This window comes from Mesorhizobium sp. M2A.F.Ca.ET.043.05.1.1 (assembly GCF_003952445.1).
In the GTDB taxonomy this organism is placed as follows: domain Bacteria; phylum Pseudomonadota; class Alphaproteobacteria; order Rhizobiales; family Rhizobiaceae; genus Mesorhizobium.
Genome location: NZ_CP034446.1, coordinates 1,435,515 through 1,459,544, shown reverse-complemented (window position 1 = coordinate 1,459,544; position 24,030 = coordinate 1,435,515). Strand labels below are relative to the sequence as shown.

Genomic DNA, 24,030 nt, shown 5'->3' with positions numbered 1-24,030 from the left:
GTAGCGGAAAAGGCCCCGGCGGCAAATGTCCGATAAAATCAATGATTCATGTTTCAAACTGTTCACGATGGGTGATGTGAACTTGCGGCGGGCCGCCACCGCGGTCTAGTGTCGCCTGACCTCAAGAGGCGATTGGGTGCACCGATGCTGCAGTGGCTGGATAGCGTGGCGGGTCCGGGTTATGTCGCCGCAATCCTGTGGACGTTTGCAGCACTCATTTTGCTCGTCGTCATCCTGCTCGTCATCAAGGTGGTGCGCAATCTTACCTTCGGCACTTTCGTGGCCGGCGGCAGGAACCGCAAGACGCGCCTCGCGGTCATGGACGCGACCGCCGTCGACAGCCATCGCAGGCTGGTGCTGGTGCGCCGTGACGACATCGAGCATCTGATCCTGATCGGCGGGCCGACCGATGTCGTGGTCGAGCGCGATATCAGGCTGGCGGCGCCGCGCCGGCCGGCGCTGACCGGGGACAGCGGCCAGCAGCAGGCAACCGCCGCCGCGCGCACGCGCGCGCCGCAGCCGGCACCTCCGCCCGCCCCTGGCCCCGTCAGGCAACCGCCGCCTGCCGCCCAGCCAGCTGCCGCCGCACGCCCGCGCGCGCCGGCGGCGCCGAGCCAGCCGACCGCCAAGGTCACGCCCCTGCCGAGCTACGGAACGACCAACGGCAGCGCCAGATACACGCCGCCGCCCTCAAACGATTCCATCGACGACACATTGATGCACGAGCTCGAGACCTCTCTCGACGAGACGCACTCCCAGCCGGCAGCGCCAAGCAAACCCGCACCCAAGCCCTCGCTCGATGATGAGATGGCCAAGCTGCTTGGCGAACTGGGCAACCACAAGCGCTGACCTAAAGCATGTCTCCCGAAAGTGGGAACCGGTTTCGGGATAAAGACATGCGTAAAATCAAAACCTAAAGCGCATGAAGCGAATCTGAAAGGAACGCGACGCGCTTTAGCGGCAGCTTGCCGGAACGCGCGAACTCTCCACAGCTCAGGAGCTGAAAACAAAAATGGCCGGAAAACCGGCCATTTTTGACGTTTTTGCTTTCAGCTCGCGTCAGTCGTCGCGATAAACCTTCTCGCGGCGCTCGTGGCGTTCCTGCGCTTCGATCGACAACGTCGCGATCGGACGCGCGTCGAGCCGCTTCAGCGCGATCGGCTCCCCGGTTTCCTCGCAATAGCCGTAGGTGCCTTCGTCGATGCGCTGGAGCGCGGAGTCGATTTTCGAGATGAGCTTGCGCTGGCGATCGCGGGCGCGCAATTCGATGGCGCGGTCTGTTTCCGAGGAGGCGCGGTCGGCAAGATCCGGGTGGTTGGCGTTTTCCTGCTGCAGGATTTCTAGGGTTTCGCGCGCTTCGCGCAGAATGTCGTTCTTCCAGGTGATAAGCTTTTGGCGGAAGTACGATTTTTGCCGTTCGTTCATGAACGGCTCGTCTTCGGAGGGTACGTAATCGGCGGTAACGATGTCGTTCATTCGACTCACCCAACAACCCCAAATTTGGCGCCTATATATTCGGGGACAAGAGCCTGCACAAGCGGTATCGACGACAGTTTCACGCAATTGTTAGTCTCGCATCGGCAGCTCCGGCAACGACGTTGTTTCAACGGCATAAAACGAATTCGCATATGATTCGTTGCAGGTGCTCGCGCCGGCCATTGTGCATGACGCGGTTCTGGTGACTAATCGCGCTTTGCCTGTCAGGCAGCGCCATGGGGGGACGGTTGAGCAGACTTTATCTGTTGCGGCATGCCAAGGCTGGCTGGGCGCTGCCCGGCGTGCGCGATTTCGACCGCCCGCTCGATGCATCGGGCATGGCCGACGCCGAAGCGATGGGAGAGGCCATGCGGGCCCGCAACTACGTGCCGGATGTCACGCTTTGCTCCAATGCCAAACGGGCGCGGCAGACGCTGGAAGGCCTGGCGGGGCGCACCGACACCGGCCGGGTCCTGTTCTTCGACACGCTCTACAGCGAGGATGCGGCCGGCTATCTCGACATCATCCGCAAGAATGCCGGCGCCGACCAGCTTCTGGTGATCGGCCACAATCCCATGACCGAGGATCTGGCCATGGCGGTGTCGGGCGACGGCGACGAGGCGGCGCGCGGCATGATGAAGCACGGTTTTCCGACCTCGGGCCTCGCCGTGGTGCGCTTTCCCGGCAATCTTGCCGAGGCGGCGCAGGGCAGCGGCTACCTCGAAGCCTTTCTCACGCCCGCCGACCTCTGAGCCATTTCAAACGCCAGGTCCAGCGCCTATATCGGGCGCGGACGCGCAACCAGAGGCCTGATTTGGCATCATCGCTGACCACTTTCACCGACGAGGCAAGGATTGCGCTCGACACGCTGTCGGGCCGGACCGCCGGGCTCTTCTCCCCCTCATTGCGTCTTGGCGTCACCGGCCTATCCCGCGCCGGCAAGACGGTGTTCATCTCAGCCCTTGTCCACAACCTCATCCATGGCGGACGCCTGCCGCTCTTCGAAGCGCAAAAATCCGGCCGCATCGCCCGCGCCTTCCTCGAAGAGCAGCCGGACGATGCCGTTCCGCGTTTCCAGTACGAGGATCACGTCGCGGCCTTGGTGAACGACCGCGTCTGGCCGGACTCCACGCGCGCCATCTCGGAACTGCGGCTCACCATCGAATATGAGTCGGCTTCCGGCTGGAACCGGTTGTTCTCAGCCGGGAAACTGTCGATCGACATCGTCGACTATCCCGGCGAATGGCTGCTCGACCTGCCGCTGCTCGGCAAATCCTTCGCCGACTTTTCGCGCGAGGCGGTCGAGTTGGCTACCCTGCCCGTCCGCTCCGACCTGTCTCAAGCCTGGCGCGAACTGGCTTCCACCGTCAGCCCCGATGCCGACGCCGACGAGATGACGGCGCGGCGCTTGGCCGAGAGCTTTGCCGCCTATCTCAAGGCCTGCAAGCTCGACGAACGCGCCCTGTCGACGCTGCCGCCCGGCCGCTTCCTGATGCCGGGCGACCTCGAAGGCTCGCCGGCGCTCACCTTCGCGCCGTTGATGACGCTGTCCCAGGGCCGGCCGCGCTCCGGATCGCTGCAGGCGATGATGGAGCGCCGCTACGAGGCCTACAAAACGCATGTCGTCAAACCGTTCTTTCGCGAGCACATCACCCGCCTGGACCGGCAGATCGTGCTGATCGACGCCATGCAGGCGCTCAATGCCGGTCCGGCCGCCATGGCGGATCTGGAACGCGCCGTCACCGAGATCCTGTCCTGCTTTCGGCCCGGACGCGGCAATTTCCTCACCGATTTCTTCTCGCGTCGCATCGACCGCATCCTGGTCGCCGCGACCAAGGCAGACCATCTGCACCACGAAAGCCACGACCGGCTGCAGGCGATCGTACGCCGGCTGACCGACCGCGCCGTGGCGCGGGCGAACTTCAGCGGCGCCGCCGTCGATGTCGTCGCCATGGCCGCGGTCCGCTCGACCCGCGAAGGGTCGGTGAAGCAAGATCGCGAGACGCTGCCGGTCATCATCGGTACGCCGCTGAAAGGCGAGACGATCAACGGCGAGACGTTCGACGGAAAGACCGAAACCGCCATATTCCCGGGCGATTTGCCGGAAAAGGTGGATGCGGTGTTCGACAGGTCCGGATTATCGCCTGACAACGCCGAGCCGGCGATCCGCTTCGTGCGGTTCCGCCCGCCGAAGCTCGAGCGTACAGCCGAAGGCGTCACGCTGTCCTTGCCGCATATCCGGCTCGACCGCACGCTGCAGTTCCTGATCGGAGATCATCTGGCATGACCGCGCCCCGCAAACCGGCGGCCTTCCGCATCGAGCCTGAGACCGAGCCGAAGTCGCAAGTCACCCAGAGCCGCGCCGCCGCGGAGCAGCCGGCGCGCAGGCCGCGGGCCGCGCGGGCCGACGTGGCGGTCGTGATCCCCTCGGAGGTCGACGTTTTCGACGAGCCGGACATCGAGGCCGCGGCCCCGCCGCCGGCGACAGCGCCGCGAAAGCGTTCGCTGCTGGCGCGGCTGTTCTTCGGCGCCCTCGGTGTGCTCGTCTCGCTGGCGGTCGGCCTGTGGGCGGACCAGCTGATCCGCGACCTCTTTGCGCGCGCCGAATGGCTGGGCTGGCTGGCGGCCGGCATGGCGGGAATCGCGCTGCTGTCGCTGCTCGTCATCCTTATCCGCGAATTCCTTGCCATTGCTCGCCTTGCCGAAGTCGAGAAGATGCAGAAGCAGGCCCTGGATGCCGTGGCGCGCGACGATCCCAAGGCCGCGCGCGCTCTCGTTGATGAGCTCTCGGCCTTCGTCGCGGCAAAACCCGAGACCGCCGCCGGCAGGCGTTCGCTCGCCGAATTGCGCGGCGAGATCATCGACGGTGCCAATCTGGTGCGACTGGCCGAAACAGAGATCCTGTCGCCTCTCGATGCCCGCGCCAAAATCATGATCCTTGAGGCCGCCAAGCGCGTCTCCCTGATCACGGCGGTCAGCCCGCGCGCGCTGGTCGACATCGCCTATGTCGTGTTCGAGGCGGGCCGCCTGATCCGGCGGCTATCCGAGCTTTATGGCGGCCGCCCAGGCACGCTCGGCTTCTTCCGGCTGGCGCGCGGCGTGCTCGCCCATCTGGCGGTGACCGGCTCGATCGCTGTGGGCGACAGTTTCGTGCAGCAGATCGTCGGTCACGGGCTTGCCGCAAAACTCTCGGCAAAGCTCGGCGAAGGGGTCGTCAACGGCATGATGACGGCGCGCATCGGCATCGCGGCGATGGAGACCGCCCGCCCATTGCCATTCATTGCCGTGAAGCGACCAGGCGTCGGCGATTTCCTCTCGGCGCTGACCTCGTTCGCGGCCAAAAAAGACGGTCAGGCGGAGCAATAGAGTAAACGCGAAAGCCACCTCCAGTGACGAAGCATTAACCAATCTTCGCCATGGTCGATCAGGTCCCAAGAATAGACTCTGTCATGCCGGGTGTCGTCCATGAGAAGCGTAATCCTGTCCTGCGTGCTGCCTGCGACCGTTGCCATTGCCGCGCCGCTCGGATTGGTCGAAAAAGCCTTTGGCGCCGAGCCGGACAAGCAGTTCTTCCGTTCCGTCGAGGGCCGATGGGTAGGCCCTGGCGAGATCATCGCCGGCAAGTACAAGGGCACCAAATTCATCTGCGATTTCAATGGCTCGACGCCTGACGGCAAGGTCGGCATGACGCTGGACGGCAACTGCCGGGTCGGCGTCTTCACGCAGAAGATGTCCGCGACCGTCGAGCGCAAGGGTCGCGACGGCTACAGGGGCGCCTTCATGGGCGGCTCGACCGGCAACGGCATGGATATTGTCGGCGGCAACGTCGTCGACGCTCAGAAGGTCGTCTTCACCATCAACCGCAACCAGTTGAACGGCGTCATGCAGGCCCGCGTGCCCGACGACAATTCGATGACCGTGACGGTGGCGGTGCGTGTCGACAAACAGCTGGTGCCAGTGATCGGCATGAGCCTGAAGCGGGTCGATTCGGTCGAAGTCGGCGCTATCGCCAAGAACTGACCAGAGGCGCCGACCTTAGCGAAACAAAAAGGCGGCGGCCGCCTGGCCACCGCCTTCGCGTTACTCGACGGCTGCGCTCAACCCTTGAAGGTGGCAGTCAATTCGTCATAAGCCTTGCAAGCCTCGTCGAGGGTCGTCGCGCCCTGGTACTTGGCGGTCACGGCCTGAGCCTTTGCGGTCAGGTCGGCGGCCTTGCTTGGATCCTTGGTGATCGCCGCCTGAAGTGCGGCAGCCATGTCCTGCGCCTTCTTGGCGGCTATTTCCTGCGTGCATTCCGGCCCCTTGGAGCAAGCCGAGGCAGCCAACGCCGCAACACCTACGGCGACGAGCAAAAACTTCTTCATGTCAATTATCTCCTCAAAAAAGGCGGCCGCCCATCGCAGCCGCCTCCCATGGCCGAAGCCGAACGTGCCATAACCGCTGATTGTGGCGGCACGCAACGACCGGGCCGCATAAACTTGTGTAACCAGGCTGCAATATCGCGGCGTTCCAGGTTCAGGCCGCCCAATACATTGAGCACCTCACCGTTTTCGTGAAACGGTGAGGTGCTCTACCGGAACAAGTTCACCCGCGAGGCTGCGACAGCGCCAGCACGACTGTCGATGCGGCAAGGACGACGGTAAGGGTCAAAGGTCCCGAGGCGCCATAGGTGTCCACGACATAGCCGCCGACAACCGCGCCGGTGGTGATGGCAATCTGGAAAGAGACGACCATCAGGCTACCGGCCGCTTCCAGCGCATCAGGCGCCGCGCGCGACAGATTGGTTGGCAGCACGACGGGCCCCATGCCGAAGGCCAAGCCCCACAGCGTGACGAATCCGAAGGCCACGCCAATGTGCACACCCCAAAGCACCAATGCCAACGCCGCAATCGCCATCAACGCGGCGGTGACCACGAGGGCCAAGCGGATATCGGCGTCGGCCATGCGGCCTCCGGCAACGTTGCCGATCACGGCGGCGACGCCAAATCCGAGCAGGGCCAGGGCAATTGGCCCTGTTGCAAGCTGCGTCACCTGTTCGAGGAAGGGGCGCACATAGACCGAGCCGGCAAAATGCCCCGTCATCAGCAAAAGGATGGCCAGCATGCCGAGCTGAACGCCACGACGCCGTGTCAGCCGAAATACATCCGCAAGACTATTGCTGGCCGTGGCAGCGAGGGTCGGCAGGCTAAGCAACTGCAGCAGCATGGCAATCACAGCCAGCCCCGCCGTCAAGGCCATGGCGCTGCGCCATCCCATCCAGTCGCTGATCAACGCACCCGCCGATGGTGCGGCAATGGTGGCAAGCGAGACGCCGAGGGTGACGATGCCCATGCCTCGACCTGTGGCATTGGCGCCAACCAGCCGGGCCACGACGGCAACCGAGAGTGCCCAAAAGGCGCTGAGAGCAATTCCTAGCCCTGCCCGGCCCAACAGCAGCAACCAGAAATTGGGCGCCAGCGCCGCAAGGAGGTTGGAGCCGACCGCCAAGGCGCTGAGGCCAACCAGCACCGTCTTGCGGTTCAATCGGCCGATGAGAACATTGCTCAACATGGCCGTCACGGCGCCGACCGAAGCGGTGGCGGTAACCACCTGTCCGGCCGTTCCTTCGCTGATGCCGAGATCGCGCGCCATTGGCGTCAGCAGACCTGCCGGCAGGAATTCGGCTGACACCAGGGCAAAGCTGGTGGCCGCCAATGAAATGACCGAGAACCAGGTGGCTGCGTTCCACGTGGTCGGCGCGGCGGTATCGAGGTCCAATGCCTCGTCTTCAAGCTGTAATGTTGTGTCTGTCACCGGAAGGATCTCCAAGGAATGGAGGCCTTCAATAGACGAGTCCTTTCGGATGATATGTATCCTAAAATCCGAAATTCATATCCGATCGTCCGGAAATTGTGCGACGCACAACGCCAGGCGAGACATTGGTGATGCGTTTGAACGCGCGCGCGAAGGACGCTTCGCTGTCATAGCCCAAACGGGTAGCGACCTCGGCAACCGACAAGCCGTTTTGCCCCAGCAACTCGCGGGCAAGCTGCATACGCAGACGGGCGAGATAGTGGGCAGCGCCCTCCCCTAATACGGTGCTGAAGCGCTCGGCGAAAATCGAGCGCGATTGGCCTGCCAGGCCGGCAAGGCTTTCCAAGGTCCAGTTATGGCCGGGGTTTCGGTGCATGGCTGCCAGCGCACGTCCGATATGGGGGTCGCGGATAGCGGCAAGCCAACCGGTGGTCGCGGCTCCCGTGCAATTGACCCAGCAGCGGATGAGCCGGGCTGTCAGCAAGTCCGCCATGCGCGACAGAATCGTGGCGCTGCCCATCTGCGGTTGCGCGGCCTCGGCTGTCATAGCCGCCAGCAAAGGACGCATGACCGGGTCATTGCCGGCCACGTCGCAGCCTTTGATGACGGGCGGCATCAACGTGATCAATGGATCGAGCGCACAGACGCCCAAGGCCATGGAGCCGCAGAAAAGAGTGCTTGTCGCGCCCGTCCCTTCCCGCACCACCTCGCAGACATTGCTGCCCAACTTGGTCACCTGGCAGCTCTCGAGGGAGTCGCCGACAACGTCCGGCGCGCTGGCCAGCCGATGGGCTATGCCTTGCGGCAGCAGGACCAGGTCGCCATCGCGCAACTCCTGCCAGCCTTCCGCTTCAGTATAGATCCAGCACGGACCCTGGCCGACAAAGTGAAAGCGAAGCAGCCTCTGTTGCGGAAAGGCGATGCTCCATGGATGTCGCAGCTCGCAGCGGCCATAGTTCACGCCACTCAAGCGAAAGTCCTGCAGGACTTCGCTGAGCGCATCCATCGGGACATGCGGAAGCGGGCGGGACGAATAGTCAGACATTTTGCCATTATAGATGCCGAACGTCCGACAGGCAAGCGAAGGTCCCGCCCACGGCGCCTACCCTTCCAGTCAGTCTCCCGCCCTTGCCTCTCCCTCCCGGTGCATGCAAGGAGTGCTTCCAATGCATGTCGCCCAGAAGTGCGCAGCGGTTCTGGGATAACGACATGCATCCAGCAAATGCATGTCGCCCAGAAGTGTGCAGCGGTTCTGGGACAACGACATGCATCAAGCAAAGACCTGAAGCGCGTCCACCTGATTCTTTTCCAGGCGAACGCGCTTTTGAGCAACAGGATGACAGCCATGGCAGCTGAAACGTCGAGCAGCGATCTGGTGCAGGTGGTGGCGTTGCTCGCGGCCGGCGTCATCGCCGTGCCGATCTTCAAGCGCATGGGGCTGGGCTCGATCCTCGGCTACCTTGCCGCAGGCGTGGTCATCGGCCCGTTCGGCCTGCGCGTCTTTTCCGAATCGGGATCGATCCTCCACGTCGCCGAGCTCGGCGTCGTCATGTTCCTGTTCATCATCGGGCTGGAAATGCAGCCATCGCGGCTCTGGGGCCTGCGTCGCGAGATCTTTGGATTGGGTGCCCTCCAGGTCGGCGTCTGCGCGGTCCTGCTCACCCTCGTCGGACTGGCCGGAGGCTTTCCCATCGCGCAGTCCTTCGTTGCCGGGGCCGGCTTCGTGCTGACCTCGACGGCGATCGTCATGCAGCTGCTGGAAGAGCGCGGGGAGATCGCCACGCCGAAAGGCCAGCGCATCGTCTCCATCCTGCTGCTCGAAGATTTGATGATCGTGCCGCTGCTGGCGCTGGTCGCCTTCCTCGCGCCGGGCGGCGCCGAAACCAGTATTTCGGAGCGGCTGAGCGAAGTCGGCATCGGCATTGCCGCGATCGTCGGACTGGTCGTGGCCGGCCGTTACCTGCTCAATCCGCTCTTCCGCGTCCTGGCGGACGCGCGTGCCCGCGAGGTCATGACCGCCGCGGCCCTCCTGGTGGTGCTGGGATCGGCTCTCGCCATGCAGCTCTCCGGCCTGTCGATGGCGATGGGCGCCTTCCTCGCCGGCGTGCTCTTGTCGGAATCGACATTCCGACACCAGCTCGAAGCCGATATCGAGCCGTTCCGCGGCATCCTGCTCGGCCTGTTCTTCCTCGCAGTCGGCATGTCGCTCGACCTCGGCGTCGTTGCCCATAACTGGCGGCTCGTCGCCATCTATGTCGTCGCCTACATGGTCATGAAGGCGCTCGGCATCTACATCGTCGCGCGCATCCTGAAGAGCGGCCACCGCGAGGCGCTAGAACGCGCCGTCTTCATGGCGCAGGGCGGCGAGTTCGCCTTCGTGCTTTATTCGTCTGCCGCCGCGGTCGGCATCATCGACGGCCAGGCCAACGCAACGCTCACCGCCATCGTCATCATCTCGATGGTGCTGACGCCGCTCGCGATCCTGGCGCTGCGCTACCTCACCCCGCGCGACGAGCAGTCGCTCGACGGCGTGGACATCGCCGAGGGCCTCACCGGCAGCGCGCTGATCATCGGTTTCGGCCGCTTCGGCCAGATCGCAAGCCAGCCGCTGCTATTGCGGGGGCTGGACGTCTCGATCATCGACAACGAGGTGGAGATGATCCAGGCGGCGGCCAATTTCGGCTTCAAGGTCTATTATGGCGACGGCACAAGGCTCGATATCCTGCATGCGGCCGGTGCCGGGAGGGCCCGCGCGGTGCTGATCTGCGTCGACAAGCCGGACGCCGCCGTGCGCATCGCGCAGCTGATCAAGGCCGAATTCCCGCTGGTCACCATCCTGGCGCGCGCCTACGACCGCGGCACGGCGCTGCAGCTCATTCGTGCCGGCGTCGACTACCAATTGCGCGAAACCTTCGAATCAGCGCTGGTCTTCGGCGGCTCGGCGCTGGAGGCATTGGGCGTCGATCCGGAGGAGGTTGCCGAGGTCATCGAGGACGTGCGCCGTCGCGATACCGCTCGCTTCGAAACGCAGCTTGCCGAGGGCATCCGCGCCGGCCAGCGTTTCCTCAAGGGCAACATCGGCACGCCGATCCCGACGCCGCTCACGCAACCGCGCCGGGCCGGCCGCGCGCTGAACCAGGAAACAGCCGTCGTGCTGAACGAGGCAGAGACCAACAACTGAGGGGCAAGGCATGGCAGAGCTCGACGCGCGGGCGCTTTCGGTCACCAAATTCTGGCGCGACGCCGGCGAGGACGCCTGGTTCGAGAAGAACGACGCCTTCGACACCGATTTTCGCAGCCGCTTCCTGGAGTTGCATTACGCTGCCGCGCGGCGCGAATGCGACGATTGGAACGCCCATGCCGAAGGATCGCTGGCGCTGATGATCCTGCTCGACCAGTTCCCGCGCAACTGCTTCCGGGGCACCGGCCACATGTACGCGACCGACCCGCTGGCAAGGCATTTTGCCGACCGGGCGATCGCCGCCGGACAGGATCTGGAACTCGACGAGGCTCTGCGCGTCTTCCTCTACCTTCCTTTCGAGCACTCGGAATCGCTTGGCGATCAGAAGCGTTCGGTGGAGCTCACCGCCGCGCGAGCACCGAACGATCTTAAATATGCCGAGGAGCATCTGGAGATCATCGAGCGCTTCGGCCGCTTTCCGCATCGCAATCGGATGCTCGGTCGAGAAACGACGCCCGAAGAACAGGCGTTTTTGGACGGCGGCGGGTTCTCCGGCTGACCGGCAGCCTTAGCCGAGCCACCACTCCCGGCCGGAGGGCAGCCGCTCGATCCCCGATGTGTCGACGGCGCCGAGCCGTTCCGAGACGCTCCTGCCGCCGACCGACAGCCCCGGCGCGATCTCGGCCAACGGCGCCAGCACGAAGGCGCGCTCCAGCATACGCGGATGCGGCACTTCGAGCCCGGTCTCGTGGATAACCCGGTCGCCGAACACCAGGATGTCGACGTCGATCAGGCGCGGCCCCCAGCGCTCCTCGCGCACGCGCTTCAATCGCCTCTCGACGTCGAGGCAAAGGTCGAGCAGCGCGCGCGGCGAGAGCGCCGTCTCGATCGCGGCGGCGGCGTTGAGGAAATCGGGTTGGTCGAGCTTGCCCCAGGGCGGCGTGCGGTAGAGCGACGAGACCGCGGTGACGCGCGTCGCGTCGTCGCCATCCAGTATGCGCAATGCCGCGCCCATGGACTTCGCCGGATCGCCGAGATTGCCGCCGAGGCTGAGGTAGACGACGCTATTCTGGCCAGACAACGGTCACCTCGACATAATCGAGCACGCCGGGCACCGGGGCGTTCGGCTTGCGCACGGTGATCGCGGCCTTCCTGATCTGCGAGAACCGCGCCGTCAGCGCCTTTGCGACCTCCAGCGCCAGCGCCTCGATCAGGAAGCGGCGATGTCCGGTCACGATCTTCTCGATGACCGCGAAGGCGACGCCGTAATTGACGGTATCCTCGATGGAATCCTCCGTCAGCGGACGGCTGGGTTCGACGGTCAGCTCGGCATCGACATAGAAACGCTGGCCAAGCGTCTCCTCCTCGTCCAGCACGCCGTGGCGGGCGAAGAAGGCGCAGTTCTTCATACGGATGACGTACATGATCAGGGTCCGGGGGGAGGCTCGGTTTCGCGGGCAAGCATAGCATCGGTCAGCGCCAGCGCGTCCACGTTGATTGCGACATCGTGGACGCGAAACAGGTCGGCTCCCTTCAAGCGCAGGATGACGCTGGTGGCCGCCGTGCCGGCGGCCCGATCGCCAGGCTCGCGCCCGGTCGCGTTGCCGATGAAGCGCTTGCGCGAGGTCCCCGCCATCAGCGGATAGCCAAGCGCCTGAAGCTCGGAAAACCGCGCCATCAGGTCGAGGTTCTCAGCCGCCGTTTCCTTGGCGAAGCCGAAGCCTGCATCGAGCACGATCTGACTGTCGGCGACGTTGGCCGCACGCGCGATCTCGAGCGATTTGCGCAGGAACAGGAACTGGTCCTCGATCACATCAGGCAGTTTCTGCCGCTCGCGCCCGGTGTGCATGATGATGAGCCCGGCGCCGGTTTCGGCGGCGACGCGCGCGATGGCGGGCTCGCGCTGCAGCCCCCAGACATCGTTGACGATATGGGCGCCGGCGGCGACTGCGCGCCGCGCGGTATCCTCGCGATAGGTGTCGACCGAGATCAGCGCCTCGCCGGAAGCGGCGAGCGCCGCGATGACCGGCAGCACGCGGCCCTGCTCTTCTTCAGCCGTGATCGGAGCGAAACCCGGCCGCGTCGATTCCCCGCCGACGTCGATAACGGCGGCGCCCTCTTCCACCATCCGTCGCGCCTGCTCGAGCGCCTTTTCCGGCGCGATGAAGAAACCGCCGTCCGAAAAACTGTCAGGCGTCACGTTAAGGATGCCGACGACGACCGCCTTCGGACCGAGGTCGAGATAGCGCCCATGCGCCAACTGCCATCGCCTTGTCGTCATCGTCCATCAACCATGCGTGATCCGCCGGAAATCAATTCCGTTGCGCTGGCGACGGCCCTAAAGCAAGGTGCGTGAAGAGGCAATATGATGAAGCGTCCCCTGCTCTGCGCCCTGATGCTCGCGCTCGCCGCCACGCCGGCGGCCGCTGCGAATCTGGTGAAGACCTACAGCTATTTCAGCGTCGGCGGCCGCACGCTCGACGATATCCAGAACCAGCTGTCGAGAAACGGCCCCGAAGTGAAGAGCACCGGTTCGCGACATCCAGGCGCCACGCAGATGGCCTTTACGACCCGTATCAGCTACGCCCAGAGCGCGCAGTCCTGCCGCATCGCCGACGCGGCCGTCACCGTGAAGGTCAAGGTGATCCTCCCCGAGTGGCGGCGCCCGCGCAAGGCCGATCCCGACGTCAGGCTGTTCTGGGACACGCTCTCGGCCGACATCAAGCGGCATGAGGAACGCCATGTCGAGATCGCCAAGAACCATGCGCGCTTGCTCGAGGATGCGCTGAAGGCCAGCCCCGCGCAAAGGACGTGCGAACAGGCAAAAGGGGAGGCCGCATCGATCCAGGCAGCCGAACTCGCCAGGCACGATCAGGACCAGGTGCGCTTCGACCGGGTCGAGGGCGCCAATTTCGAAAGCCGCATCCTTCGGCTGATGCGCTATCGGATGCAGCGCATTGAAGCCGGCCAGTTGCCGCCGCCCTGACCAGAGGCAAGGCCATCCGGCCAATTTCGTCCAAGCATCGTGCCAGATAGGAAGAACTTTCGAGCGGTGGTCGAAATCGGCCTATACCGACCGACATATAGCGGGTTCGAAACACCCCCTATCCACGATGGGAAATGACAGGCGCGACCAGCCAAAGCCACCTTGGCGCGCCAAGCACCGGCCTTTGAAAGAATGATGCATGGACCAGACCGTCGAGACGATGGCGCCGAAAGCCGCGCCGATAAGCGAGAGCGAGAAGAACGCCATCATCGGCGGCGTGCTGTTGTCGATGCTGCTGGCAGCCCTTGACCAGACCATCGTCGCCCCCGCGCTGCCGACGATCGCGCTCGCGCTTGGCCATGCCGAGTATCTGCCGTGGATCGTCACCGGCTATCTTTTGACCGCGACCGCGATGGCGCCGCTCTACGGCAGGATCTCGGATGTCTATGGTCGCCGTTCCGTCATCTACGCCGCCATTATGATCTTTCTGTTCGGGTCGCTCGTCAGCGCGCTCGCGCCCAACATGCTGGTGCTGGTCATCGGCCGCGCCATCCAGGGCGCCGGCGGCGGCGGCCTGTTCGCCCTCGCCCAGACCGTCATCGGCGATCTCGTGCCGCCGCGCGAGCGCGCCCGCTACGCGGCCTGGATTTCCGGCACATGGGCGGTCGCCAGCGTCGCCGGCCCGCTGCTCGGCGGCGTCTTTGCCGAGCATTTGCACTGGTCGCTGATCTTCTGGATCAACCTCCCCATCGGCTTCCTGGCCATGGCGATCATCAACAACCCGCTGAAGAAGCTGCCGATCGCGGCCAAGAACCATCGCATCGACGGGCTGGGCGCCGTGCTGCTGGTTATCGCTACGTCGCTCCTGCTCCTGGCGCTGAACTGGGGCGGCAGCGCCTATCCCTGGTTATCGGGCGAAATCCTGGGGCTGGTGGCCTGCTCGGCCGTGTTCTGGGCTTTCTTCGTGCTGAGGCTGCTCAAAGCGGCCGAGCCCTTGATCTCCCTCGACGTGCTGGGCAACCCGATCGTGCTCGCCGGCACGCTGTCGATGTTCCTGTTGCAGGCCGCGAACATCGGCGCTTCGGTTTACCTGCCGGTCTACCTGCAGTCGGTGGTCGGTCTTTCGGTCAGCCAATCCGGTACCGCCATGCTCGGCCTGCTGCTCGGCACGGTTGCCGGCGCCACTTTCAGCGGGCGCATGATCCCGCGTTTCGTCCACTATAAGCGCATCGCCATGATCGGCGTCAGTCTTGCCATCGTCTGCGTTGGCGTGCTCAGTGCCATTGCGGGACACGCCTCGCTGCTCGAGGTCCTGATCCTGACCACGCTCACCGGCCTGGGCAGCGGAACGACCTTCCCGGTCGCCACCGTCTCGGTCCAGAACGCCGTCGACCGCGCTCACCTGGGCGTGGCGACCGGCGTGCTGACCTTCCTGCGCACGCTGGGCGGCGCGCTCGGCGTGGCGATCCTTGGCGCCGTGGCGCTGGGCTACGGCTTGCCGCTGTCGTCCGAAGGCGACGCGACGCGTATCGAATTGTCATCGGCCCTGCCGTTCGTGATGATTTTCCTCACCACCGGGATCACGCTTGTCCTTGCGCTGATCGTGCTGGCGCTCATGCCGGAAAAGGAACTGCGCGGCCGCGACGAGCACGCCGCGCCGGTGCTTGCGGAGTAATCTCTCCGAGATGCGTTGAGATTCAGGTCAGGCCGGCATCACCTGAATTCAACATACTCAGTCGTGGACGCCGAGCTTCTTCTGCAAGCTGGTCGATGAGGTCGTATATTGGAAGACGATGCGCTCACCCGGGCTGATGATGCGCTTGGCGGCCTGCGCCATCAGCGCCACCTCGTGAAAACCTGACAGGATCAGCTTCAGCTTGCCCGGATACCAGTTGATGTCGCCCACGGCAAAGATGCCCGGGATCGAGCTCTGGAACTTCTCCGTGTCCACCGGGATCAGGTTCTCATTGAGGTTGAGGCCCCATTCGGCGATCGGTCCGAGCTTCATGGTGAGGCCGAAGAAGGGCAGCATGCGGGTGCATGGCACCTCGACGTCGCCGTCCGGACCGCCCTTGATGGTCGCCGACGACAACTGGCCGTCGGTCCCGGCAAGCCCGCTGACCTGACCGACCAGGAATTTGAGCTGCTTCATCTCCTGCAAGGCATACATCTTGTTGACGCTGTCGGGTGCCGCCCGGAATTCGGGGCGGCGATGCACCAGCGTCACGCTCTTGGCGATCGGTTGCAGATTGAGCGTCCAGTCGAGCGCCGAATCGCCGCCGCCGACGATGACGAGATCGTGGCCGCGGAATTCCTCCATGCGCCGGACCGAATAAAACACGCTCTTGCCTTCATAGGCCTCGATGCCCGGAATGGGCGGGCGCTTGGGCTGGAACGAGCCACCGCCGGCGGCGATCACCACCACCTTGGCCTCGAACAGCTCGCCCTCGTCGGTGGCGACGCGGAAGCTGCCGTCGTCGAGCTTTTCCAGGCTGGAGACCATGCGGTTGAAAGTGAACTCCGGCTTGAACGGATGGATCTGCTCCATCAGCTTGTCGACCAGGCCTTGCGCGGAGATCGTTGGCCAGCCCGGAATGTCGTAGATCGGTTTTTCCGGATAGAGCTCGGCACACTGGCCGCCGGGACGGTCGAGAATATCGATGAGATGGCATTTCATGTCGAGCAGGCCGAGCTCGAACACGGCGAAAAGGCCGACCGGCCCGGCGCCGACAATGAGAACGTCCGTCTTGATGGTATCGGCCATGCGCTGCGCCCCTTCTGGGAATGGAGCGAGACTGCATGAGCTGTTGCCTGCTGCCAAGCAGCCAGCGCGAAGAAAACTGGAAGCCGGCTTTAGCCTTGGCGCTCGGGCACGCGCACGACAAGCCCGTCCAGCGCGTCGCGCACCTTGATCTGGCACGAGAGACGAGAATTCGGCCGGACGTCATAGGCGAAGTCCAGCATGTCCTCTTCCATCGCCTCCGGCTCGCCGACCTCGGCCGTCCATGCCTCGTCGACATAGACATGGCAGGTCGCGCAGGCGCAGGCGCCGCCGCATTCGGCCTCGATGCCGGGCACCGCGTTGCGGATGGCGTTTTCCATGACGGTCGAGCCGTTTTCGGCCTCCACGTCAAATCGGGTCCCGTCATGGGCGATGTAAGTCAGCTTGGTCATTAAGTCACCTGAGGAGTCGCGACGGAGATAATCACTCCACCGGACAAGTCAACTGCGGCGCGAAAGCGCCACGAAATGACGTTTTTCAAGAAGATAGTGCTAAGAGCAATTCCAGGAAAAGTGCGCAGCGGTTTTCCGCCCGGAATTGCGTAAAAATGAAGAGCTAGAGCGAGTCAGCGATTCCATGAAACGCTGAACCGCTCTAGCGGCTGATGCCCGCGATGAAGTCGCGCACTTCCTCGATCAGCATGCCGAGCCGCTTGAGCGCCCGGACGTCTTCCGGCTGCTTCTCGATGATCGCCGCGCATTCGGCGACCGCGAACGCGCCGATGCCGCGCGCCGAGCCCTTCAAGCCGTGCGCCAGAATTATCCTCTGCCTGGTGTCGGCGTCCGCGATCTGGTCACGAACGTTGAGCGACTGCTGCACGAACAGCGCCAGCACCTCCCGTTCGAGGTCGCGGTCACCCATTGTCTGGCGCGCCAGATGGCCGAGATCCACAGGTCGGGCTCGAGCCGTTCCGGAGGCATCTCCCCCCGGCATGGAAAACGCAATACCACTTTCGCCACGCATACGCACTGCAACTCCATAAAGCGGGCAGACGAGCCCAAGAAATAGGCGATTCCGGTCGCCAACGGGTTAACGATTGGAGGGGAAAAATGTTGTCACGGAGGCGACCGGATCACGCTTCCGTTAACCCTATATTTAAAGTTTTACGTATCGCCCGGAATGCATGTTTTCTTTACCCCTGTGTGTCATTACGATACGAAGGTCCATTTTTCAGCCTCCTGCTCGGGATAGACAAGCTAGAATCGGGCCAGAATCCGGCCAAAATCATAAGTCCCGCGGCAGCTAGTACAGGGTAGCGAAGGCATGGCTAAGAAACCAACGACGACCAAGTCTCTCGAGAATGACGTAGCCGCGGAACTGGAAAAGGCGCTCGACCTTGACCTTGCCGGCGACGAAGGCGGGCTCGACATGGCGGCGTCGATGGAGGATCTCGAAGCGCAGATATCGGCGGCGGCCGACGAGCTGGCGCGCGAAGGCCGCAGCCAGCGGACAGAGCCGGCGAACAACCCTCAGCCCTCCGCCCCTCAGCCTCCAAGGGCGCCCGCGGCCAAACCCGCCGAGCTGCGCCCTGTCGAGCCGCGCAACGGACAGCCGTCCGGCTTCACGCCCCCGGCCGGCTTCACGCCCGCCAATGACGACCGCCAGAAGGATTACAAGACACTGCTGCACAGCCTCAACCGGCGTGCATCGAGCACCGTCTACTGGGTGATCGCCTTTATCTCGCTGGCCTGGATAGCCGGCGCCGGCGGCTTGGCCAACCTCCTGTTCGGTCCTGGTATCTGGAAGATCCGTACCTTCGACCAGTTCTTCGCCCGTCCCGAGCTGATCGGCCTGGCGGTAGCCGCGATCGTTCCGGTCATCCTGTTCTGGGCGTTCGCCGCCATGATTCGGCGCGCGCAGGAAATGCGCATCGCCGCGCAGTCGATGACCGAGGTCGCCTTCCGCCTGGCGGAGCCGGAAAACCTCGCCCAGGATCGCGTCATGATGATCGGCCAGGCCGTTCGCCGCGAGGTGGCGGCCATGGGGGAAGGCATCGAGCGGACGCTCGCCCGCGCCGTCGAGCTCGAAACGCTCGTCCATGGCGAAGTCAGCCAGATCGAACGCTCCTATTCCGAAAACGAGGCGCGCATCCGTTCTCTGGTCGACGGCCTCGGCAGCGAGCGCGAGGCGGTCGTCACCCATGCCGAGCGCGTGCGCGCTTCCATTGCCAGCGCCCACGAGACGCTGCGCGACGAGATCGGCGCGGCCAGCGACATCATCCGCGACTCGATCCTCAACGCGTCGACCAAGCTGTCGATGACGATCAACAATTCCGGCGACACGCTGATCGATCGCATCAACGAAAGCTCGACGTCGATCTTCGATTCCGTCGAATCGCGCCTGGACAGCATCACCGATCGGCTTTCCACCTCCGGCGAGGCTTTCGCCAGCCTGCTCGACACCCGTATCGCCAAGCTGACCGACACCACGGACGGCCTCACCCGCTCGCTGACCGACCTGCTCGACGACCGCACGAACGGCATGGTCTCGCTGCTCGGCGGCGCTGCACGCACGCTGAACTCCGAATTCGAGGCGAGCCTTAGCGGCATCGAACGCACGCTGGCCGAACGCGGCCAGGCGCTCATCAGCGAATTCCAGACCCGCGCCGAAGCGCTCGACACCGGCACGCAGAAGCTCAACGCCGCCCTCGAAGCCCGCGCCCGCCAGATCAACGAGACGATGGTGGAACGCGCGAAGGAAATCGCCCATGCCTTCGCCGAGAGCAAGGACACGCTGTCGGCGATGATCGATCAGGGCAAGACCCAGATCGGCGCCGATATGGCCGACATCATCTCGTCCACCTCCTCCATGCTCGAAGCCCGCGCCACCGACTTCGCCGGCCGCATGGAAGCGGCCCGGCATGTGGTGTCGCGCTCCTTCGATTCCGATATCCAGCGGCTTGCCGATGCCCGTGTTGGCATCGAGGAAGCCGTCGAGAATCACAGCCGTTCGCTTTCCGAGAGCCGCGAACGCATGGCCGCTGCCATGCAGGAGGACCTGGCCAAGTTCGCCGAGGGCCGCGCTGCAATCGATGCCGCCGTCACCAACCAGGTGCAGAAGCTGGCCGAAGGCCGCGGCTTGATCTCGCGCGCGCTGGAAGAAGATCTGCGCAAGGTGAACGAGTCGCGCGCCGCCATCGACGCATCGCTTGGCAGCCATCTGGAGCAGCTCGAAGAGGGTCGCAACCGCCTATCCCAGGCTTTGAACGAAGACTCCGGCAGACTCGTCCAAGCCCGCACGATGATTGACGAAATGGTCGCCGGTCATGTCGGGAAGCTGGCCGAGGGCCGTAACATCCTGGCGCGCGCCCTGGAAGCCGATCTCGGCAAGCTGCAGGACAGCCGCGCCTCGATCGACGGCCTCGTCGCCAGCCAGGTCGAGAAGATCGCCGAGGGCCGCGCCGTGCTGGCCAAGGCGCTCGAAACCGACATCATCGGCATCAGGAACCTGGTCGAGACCCATTCGACCAAGCTCGCCGAGGACCGCGGCGAGCTCAGCCGCGCCCTTGAAAGCGATCTGAGCGGCATCCGTGGCCTCATCGACAGCCACGCCGGCAAGCTTGCCGAAGACCGCAGCCTGCTGTCGCAGACGCTGGAGGCCGACCTCGCCAAGCTGGCCGAAAGCCGTGCCTCGATCGACGGCCTCGTCGCCGGCCAGGTCGAGAAGCTCGCCGAAGGCCGCGATATCCTCAAGCGCGCCCTGGAGGCCGACCTCAACACCATCAAGGGTGCCATTGCGGGACACTCCGACAAGGTGCTGGAGGATCGCTCGCAGCTGTCGAAGGCCCTCGAAGCCGATCTGCAGGCCGTCAGCGGCGCCATTGCCGATCATCAGAACAAGCTGGCGCAAGACCGCTCGGCCCTATCGAGAGCCCTGGAGGATGACCTTCAGAATGTCAGTGGCGCCGTTGCCGAGCATCAGAACCGGCTCGTTCAGGACCGTTCGGTGCTGTCCAAGTCGCTCGAAGACGATCTCGCCAAGCTGGCGGAGAGCCGTTCCAGCATCGATGGGCTGGTCGCCGGCCAGGTCGAGAAGCTGGCCGAAGGCCGCGATATCCTCAAGCGCGCGCTGGAAGCCGATCTCAACACGATCCAGGGCGCAATCGTCGATCATTCGCAGAAGATCACCGGCCATCGCGCCGAACTCTCGCGAGCGCTTGACGCCGATATGGCCAATGCCAGCGGCCTCATGCAGACGCATGCCGACCAGTTGTCGCAGAGCCGCGCGACGCTGTCCAAAGCGCTGGAGGACGACCTCGCCAAGCTCGCCGAAGGCCGTTCCAGCATCGACGGTCTGGTCGCCGGCCAGGTCGAGAAGCTGGCGGAAGGCCGCGACATCCTCAAGCGGGCGCTGGAAGCCGACCTTGCCAAGCTCGCCGAGAGCCGCGCCTCGATCGACGGCCTTGTCGCCGGCCAGGTCGAAAAGCTCGCCGAAGGCCGCGATATCCTCACGCGCGCCCTTGAAGCCGACCTTGCCAAGCTGGCCGAAAGCCGCGCCGGCATCGACGGCCTCGTCGCCGGCCAGGTCGAGAAGCTCGCCGAAGGCCGCGATATCCTCACACGCGCCCTTGAAGCCGACCTTGCCAAGCTGGCCGAAAGCCGCTCCAGCATCGACGGCCTGGTCGCCGGCCAGGTCGAGAAGCTGGCGGAGGGCCGCGACATCCTCAAGCGCGCCCTCGAAGCCGACCTTCAGAAGCTGACGGAAAGCCGATCCGAGATCGACGACGTCATCGCCGGCCATGTCGGCAAGCTGTCCGAAGGCCGCGACATGCTGGCCCGCGCCTTGGAGGACGATCTCGCCAAGCTCGCCGATGCGCGCAAGGACGTCGACCGTTCGGTCTCCGGCCATATCGACCAGATCGCCGCGCGGAGCGGCGACATTTCGGCGGCGATCGCCGCCGATGTCGAGAAGATCGAGCAGGCCTTCAGCCGCCAGACCGGTGTCATCGAAGAACGCGCCAGCACCATGGAGCGCGCGCTGTCGACCGGTGTCGACAATGTGCGCGGCGTGCTGGAGAAGACCGCGGTGTTCGTGGCGGGCGCGTTGCGCGACAAGGTCATGGAAGTCACCAGTACCCTGCATGAGCAGGCCGGTGCGGCCTTCAGTGATGCCGATCGCAAGATCGCCGAGCGCGCCGAGCAGACCTCCGCCGCGCTGCTTGCCAGGGCCGAGGACATTGCCCAGGCCTTCGAGGCGGCTGACCGGCGCCTGCACGAGCGTGCCCAGGACACGTCCAACATGCTGATGGCGCGCGCCGACGACGCGTCGAACTCGCTCATGGCCCGCGCCGAGGAAACCGCCGACAAGCTGGCCACGCGCGCCGGCGAGATCGCCAACACCTTCGACGCAGCCGACCAGAAGCTGGTTGCCCGCGCCGTCGAGACGGCGCAGTCGCTGGCCGCCCGCGCCGGCGACATCCTGCGCAACTTCGAGGGCGCCGACGAGCGGCTGTCGATGCGCATCACCGAATCGGCCGAGGCATTGGCCGCCCGCGCCTCCGATCTCGGCCGCATCTTCGACAGCGCCGACCAGCAGCTTATGGCGCGCATCGCCGAGGGGTCGGAAGCGCTTTCGGCCCGCGCCGGCGAAATCGGCCGCATATTCGACGACGCCGACAACCGCCTGGTGTCGCGCATCGCTTCGACCAGCTCGACGATCGGCGAACACGCCGACACGATCGTCGGAGCCTTCGCCGCCACCGAGCAGCGTGTCGCCGACCGCGCCCGCCAGACCGGCCAGGAGCTCGCCGTGCATGCCCGCGAGATCGAGCAGGCGCTGGCCGGCGCCGACGAGCGGCTTGCCGCGAGCGCCGCCGCTGCCGCCGCGCGCGTCGAGGACCAGGTCGCGAGCGTGGAAAACCGCCTCGCCTACACCGCCGAGACGATGGGCCAGAAGCTCAGCGAGCAGGTCTCCAGCGCCGAGGCTCAGCTCATCTCGCGCGCCAATGTCATCGCCGAGACCTTCACGGCGGTCGGCCAGCATATCGGCCAGAGCACCAACGAAGCCGCGCGCACGATCGGCGCCAACACCCGCGAGCTCAACACCATGCTCGCGGCGCGTTCGGCCGAGATGGCGAAGATCCTCGACGAGACGGCCAAGCCGCTGGTGGAACGCTTCGCCCAGGGCGGCTCCGAATTGCAGCGCAGCATGGAAGAGGTCACAGAACGCGCGGCCGAGAAGCTGCGCAGCGAGAACACGAACCTCGTCAATGCTCTCGCCAGCCGCACGGCCGAAACGCTGTCGGCCGTCGAAGGCGCGCGTTCCTCGCTTGCCGACAGCGTGGCCGATCTCATCGGCCGCATGACGACCTCGAGCGCCCAGCTCGGCCAACTCATCGAACAGGCCGCTGTCAATCTCGGCCAGGTCGAGGAGCGGCTCTCCGGCAGCACGCAGAGCTTCGCCACGACCACCGAGAAGGCCGCACAGACCTTCGCCAGCTCGGCGCGTCTGGTCGATTCCAACACGACGCGGCTCACCGACCTGTCATCGGCGACTCTGCGCGAGGTGGCCGCGATCGCAACCAAGTTCGACGAGCACAGCCGGCTGCTCTCCAGCGCCTCGAACCTGCTCAGCTCCGCGCAGAGCAATCTCGAGCACACGCTGGAGCGCCAGTCCTCGCTGGAGGACCTCGCAGTCGGCCTGGTCAAGAAGTCGGAAGACCTCGAAAAGGTGATGCGCTCCTTCGAGAGCCTCGTCGGCCAGACGATGCAGACCGCCGAGGGCCGCACGATGGAATCGGCGGAGAAGATCCGCACGGCCATCGCCGAGGTCGTCGATTCGGCGACGCGCCGCTTTGCCGACGCGACCGAGGAGATGCGGCGCACCGCCGGCTCGATCAAGAGCGAGCTGGATCTCACCCGCGCCGAGCTGAAGAAGGGCGTCATCGAGATGCCGGAAGAGGCCAAGGAATCGACCTCGGCCATCCGGCGCGCCGTCGCCGAGCAGATCAACGCGCTCAAGGAATTGTCGGATATCGTTGCGAAATCCGGCCGCAGCGGCTCGAGCGAGCAGGGCGAACCGCGCGGTCTGCGCCCTGCTCCGCAGGCGCCGGCCCGCGCCGCCGAGCCGCCGCTGCGCCGCCCGCCGGCCCCACAGCCACAGCCACAGCCGCAACCGGCGGCGCGCGCGCCTCAAGCGCCGCTCGCCGAGACCACGCTGCGCGGCACGCTTGACCTCGAACGTCCCGCCGAGGCGCCGCGCCGTGAGAACGGCAAGACACAGCAGGGCGGCTGGGTGCGCGATCTCCTGACCAACGCCTCGCGCGAGGAAGAGCTGCGGCCGGCGGCGCCGGCGGAAGCGCCGCGCGCGGCGCCTGCCCAGCGCTCGCCGCTGCATGTCATGGAGTCGCTCAACTCGCTCTCCGTCGACATTGCGCGGGCCATCGACCACGACGCCTCGATCGAGCTGTGGAACCGCTACCGCCGCGGCGAGCGCGACGTGTTCACGCGCCGCCTCTATACGCTCAAGGGCCAGCAGACCTTCGACGAGATCCGCCGCAAATATCAGGCCGAGTCGGAATTCCGCGCCGCGGTCGACCGCTACTGCGAGGATTTCGAGAAGCTGCTCAAGGATGTCTCGCGCAACGATCGCGACAACATCATGGCGCAGACCTATCTGACCTCCGACACCGGCAAGGTCTACACCATGCTGGCCCACGCCAGCGGCCGGTTGCACTGAACGCCGGCAGGCAGAATCGTAAACCAAAAAGGCGGGTCTCGACCCGCCTTTTTCATGTCCACGATGTCGATTGTCGGCTTAGCCGGTGCTTACAGCAGGATGAATTGGAGTGGAGTCATTCATCCCGCTCCGACT

The 24,030-nt window shown here is 64.9% G+C and carries 20 protein-coding genes; 10 read left to right on the top strand and 10 right to left on the bottom strand.

Annotated elements, in window-relative coordinates; all coding sequences use genetic code 11:
• Positions 1-144: 144 nt before the first annotated feature.
• Positions 145-849, top strand: coding sequence for a flagellar biosynthetic protein FliO (locus EJ069_RS06920; protein WP_126060661.1), 705 nt, complete (start codon positions 145-147; stop codon positions 847-849).
• A gap of 210 nt (positions 850-1,059) precedes the next feature.
• Here EJ069_RS06920 and dksA read toward each other — a convergent pair whose 3' ends face one another.
• Positions 1,060-1,476 (bottom strand): RNA polymerase-binding protein DksA, encoded by a 417-nt coding sequence (gene dksA, locus EJ069_RS06915; protein WP_040972254.1) that lies wholly within the window; start codon positions 1,474-1,476, stop codon positions 1,060-1,062.
• 248 nt (positions 1,477-1,724) lie between these two features.
• Here dksA and EJ069_RS06910 point away from each other — a divergent pair, with 248 nt between their 5' ends.
• From EJ069_RS06910 to EJ069_RS06895, 4 genes are all read left to right on the top strand, one after another.
• The gene (locus tag EJ069_RS06910; RefSeq protein ID WP_126060660.1) at positions 1,725-2,228 is read left to right on the top strand and encodes a histidine phosphatase family protein; all 504 of its coding nucleotides are present in this window, start codon (positions 1,725-1,727) and stop codon (positions 2,226-2,228) included.
• A 62-nt stretch (positions 2,229-2,290) separates the two neighbouring features.
• Positions 2,291-3,763, top strand: a complete 1,473-nt coding sequence (locus EJ069_RS06905) for a YcjX family protein (protein ID WP_126060659.1) — start codon at positions 2,291-2,293, stop codon at positions 3,761-3,763.
• Positions 3,760-4,842 carry a TIGR01620 family protein gene (locus EJ069_RS06900; RefSeq protein WP_126060658.1) on the top strand — a complete coding sequence of 361 codons (1,083 nt, stop codon included), beginning with the start codon at positions 3,760-3,762 and terminating at the stop codon, positions 4,840-4,842. Before EJ069_RS06905 ends, EJ069_RS06900 begins: the two co-directional genes overlap by 4 nt.
• Positions 4,843-4,941: 99 nt before the next feature.
• The gene (locus EJ069_RS06895) at positions 4,942-5,496 is read left to right on the top strand and encodes a hypothetical protein (RefSeq protein ID WP_126060657.1); all 555 of its coding nucleotides are present in this window, start codon (positions 4,942-4,944) and stop codon (positions 5,494-5,496) included.
• Between the two features lie 77 nt (positions 5,497-5,573).
• On the opposite strand, the gene EJ069_RS06890 is transcribed toward EJ069_RS06895, so the two are convergent.
• The 3 genes from EJ069_RS06890 to EJ069_RS06880 all read right to left on the bottom strand — a co-directional run bounded on the left by EJ069_RS06890 (position 5,574) and on the right by EJ069_RS06880 (position 8,314).
• On the bottom strand, positions 5,574-5,936 hold the full coding sequence (locus EJ069_RS06890) for a hypothetical protein (RefSeq protein WP_245456449.1): 363 nt from the start codon (positions 5,934-5,936) through the stop codon (positions 5,574-5,576).
• 124 nt (positions 5,937-6,060) lie between these two features.
• Positions 6,061-7,269, bottom strand: coding sequence for an MFS transporter (locus tag EJ069_RS06885; RefSeq protein ID WP_126060656.1), 1,209 nt, complete (start codon positions 7,267-7,269; stop codon positions 6,061-6,063).
• 61 nt (positions 7,270-7,330) lie between these two features.
• Positions 7,331-8,314, bottom strand: coding sequence for an AraC family transcriptional regulator (locus EJ069_RS06880; RefSeq protein WP_189476209.1), 984 nt, complete (start codon positions 8,312-8,314; stop codon positions 7,331-7,333).
• 300 nt (positions 8,315-8,614) lie between these two features.
• Between EJ069_RS06880 and EJ069_RS06875 the strand changes: the two genes are divergently transcribed.
• Positions 8,615-10,450, top strand: coding sequence for a monovalent cation:proton antiporter-2 (CPA2) family protein (locus EJ069_RS06875; RefSeq protein ID WP_126060654.1), 1,836 nt, complete (start codon positions 8,615-8,617; stop codon positions 10,448-10,450).
• Positions 10,451-10,460: 10 nt separating this feature from the next.
• Positions 10,461-11,009, top strand: coding sequence for a DUF924 family protein (locus EJ069_RS06870; RefSeq protein WP_126060653.1), 549 nt, complete (start codon positions 10,461-10,463; stop codon positions 11,007-11,009).
• Between the two features lie 9 nt (positions 11,010-11,018).
• Here EJ069_RS06870 and folK read toward each other — a convergent pair whose 3' ends face one another.
• From folK to folP, 3 genes are read right to left on the bottom strand one after another with little or no spacing between them, the layout of a single operon-like run.
• Positions 11,019-11,531: a 2-amino-4-hydroxy-6-hydroxymethyldihydropteridine diphosphokinase gene (folK, locus tag EJ069_RS06865; RefSeq protein ID WP_126060652.1), complete on the bottom strand. Its 513-nt coding sequence runs from the start codon at positions 11,529-11,531 to the stop codon at positions 11,019-11,021.
• Positions 11,515-11,874, bottom strand: coding sequence for a dihydroneopterin aldolase (gene folB, locus EJ069_RS06860; RefSeq protein WP_042647736.1), 360 nt, complete (start codon positions 11,872-11,874; stop codon positions 11,515-11,517). The genes folK and folB overlap by 17 nt, the downstream gene beginning before the upstream one ends.
• A gap of 2 nt (positions 11,875-11,876) precedes the next feature.
• The gene (folP, locus tag EJ069_RS06855; protein ID WP_126060651.1) at positions 11,877-12,731 is read right to left on the bottom strand and encodes a dihydropteroate synthase; all 855 of its coding nucleotides are present in this window, start codon (positions 12,729-12,731) and stop codon (positions 11,877-11,879) included.
• Positions 12,732-12,815: 84 nt separating this feature from the next.
• Between folP and EJ069_RS06850 the strand changes: the two genes are divergently transcribed.
• Both EJ069_RS06850 and EJ069_RS06845 read left to right on the top strand, forming a co-directional pair.
• Complete coding sequence (locus EJ069_RS06850) at positions 12,816-13,436, top strand: DUF922 domain-containing protein (RefSeq protein WP_126060650.1); 621 nt, start codon at positions 12,816-12,818, stop codon at positions 13,434-13,436.
• A 199-nt stretch (positions 13,437-13,635) separates the two neighbouring features.
• On the top strand, positions 13,636-15,111 hold the full coding sequence (locus EJ069_RS06845) for an MDR family MFS transporter (RefSeq protein ID WP_126060649.1): 1,476 nt from the start codon (positions 13,636-13,638) through the stop codon (positions 15,109-15,111).
• A gap of 57 nt (positions 15,112-15,168) precedes the next feature.
• On the opposite strand, the gene EJ069_RS06840 is transcribed toward EJ069_RS06845, so the two are convergent.
• From EJ069_RS06840 to EJ069_RS06830, 3 genes are all read right to left on the bottom strand, one after another.
• The gene (locus tag EJ069_RS06840; RefSeq protein ID WP_126060648.1) at positions 15,169-16,200 is read right to left on the bottom strand and encodes an NAD(P)/FAD-dependent oxidoreductase; all 1,032 of its coding nucleotides are present in this window, start codon (positions 16,198-16,200) and stop codon (positions 15,169-15,171) included.
• Positions 16,201-16,289: 89 nt separating this feature from the next.
• Positions 16,290-16,610, bottom strand: coding sequence for a 2Fe-2S iron-sulfur cluster-binding protein (locus tag EJ069_RS06835; protein WP_112129386.1), 321 nt, complete (start codon positions 16,608-16,610; stop codon positions 16,290-16,292).
• A 202-nt stretch (positions 16,611-16,812) separates the two neighbouring features.
• Positions 16,813-17,181, bottom strand: coding sequence for an Hpt domain-containing protein (locus EJ069_RS06830; RefSeq protein WP_126060647.1), 369 nt, complete (start codon positions 17,179-17,181; stop codon positions 16,813-16,815).
• Between the two features lie 300 nt (positions 17,182-17,481).
• Between EJ069_RS06830 and EJ069_RS06825 the strand changes: the two genes are divergently transcribed.
• Entirely contained in the window at positions 17,482-23,895 is a 6,414-nt protein-coding gene (locus EJ069_RS06825; protein WP_126060646.1) for a kinesin, read from the top strand.
• The last annotated feature ends 135 nt before the right edge of the window (positions 23,896-24,030 follow it).

Excerpts from the sequence above, each read along its gene's own strand:
- EJ069_RS06920 (WP_126060661.1), top strand. The coding sequence starts at position 145 with ATGCTGCAGTGGCTGGATAGCGTGGCGGGTCCGGGTTATGTCGCCGCA.
- dksA (WP_040972254.1), bottom strand. The coding sequence starts at position 1,476 with ATGAACGACATCGTTACCGCCGATTACGTACCCTCCGAAGACGAGCCG.
- EJ069_RS06900 (WP_126060658.1), top strand. The coding sequence starts at position 3,760 with ATGACCGCGCCCCGCAAACCGGCGGCCTTCCGCATCGAGCCTGAGACC.
- EJ069_RS06895 (WP_126060657.1), top strand. The coding sequence starts at position 4,942 with ATGAGAAGCGTAATCCTGTCCTGCGTGCTGCCTGCGACCGTTGCCATT.
- EJ069_RS06880 (WP_189476209.1), bottom strand. The coding sequence starts at position 8,314 with ATGTCTGACTATTCGTCCCGCCCGCTTCCGCATGTCCCGATGGATGCG.
- EJ069_RS06875 (WP_126060654.1), top strand. The coding sequence starts at position 8,615 with ATGGCAGCTGAAACGTCGAGCAGCGATCTGGTGCAGGTGGTGGCGTTG.
- EJ069_RS06870 (WP_126060653.1), top strand. The coding sequence starts at position 10,461 with ATGGCAGAGCTCGACGCGCGGGCGCTTTCGGTCACCAAATTCTGGCGC.
- folB (WP_042647736.1), bottom strand. The coding sequence starts at position 11,874 with ATGTACGTCATCCGTATGAAGAACTGCGCCTTCTTCGCCCGCCACGGC.
- folP (WP_126060651.1), bottom strand. The coding sequence starts at position 12,731 with ATGACGACAAGGCGATGGCAGTTGGCGCATGGGCGCTATCTCGACCTC.
- EJ069_RS06850 (WP_126060650.1), top strand. The coding sequence starts at position 12,816 with ATGATGAAGCGTCCCCTGCTCTGCGCCCTGATGCTCGCGCTCGCCGCC.
- EJ069_RS06845 (WP_126060649.1), top strand. The coding sequence starts at position 13,636 with ATGGACCAGACCGTCGAGACGATGGCGCCGAAAGCCGCGCCGATAAGC.
- EJ069_RS06840 (WP_126060648.1), bottom strand. The coding sequence starts at position 16,200 with ATGGCCGATACCATCAAGACGGACGTTCTCATTGTCGGCGCCGGGCCG.
- EJ069_RS06835 (WP_112129386.1), bottom strand. The coding sequence starts at position 16,610 with ATGACCAAGCTGACTTACATCGCCCATGACGGGACCCGATTTGACGTG.
- EJ069_RS06830 (WP_126060647.1), bottom strand. The coding sequence starts at position 17,181 with ATGCGTGGCGAAAGTGGTATTGCGTTTTCCATGCCGGGGGGAGATGCC.
- EJ069_RS06825 (WP_126060646.1), top strand. The coding sequence starts at position 17,482 with ATGGCTAAGAAACCAACGACGACCAAGTCTCTCGAGAATGACGTAGCC.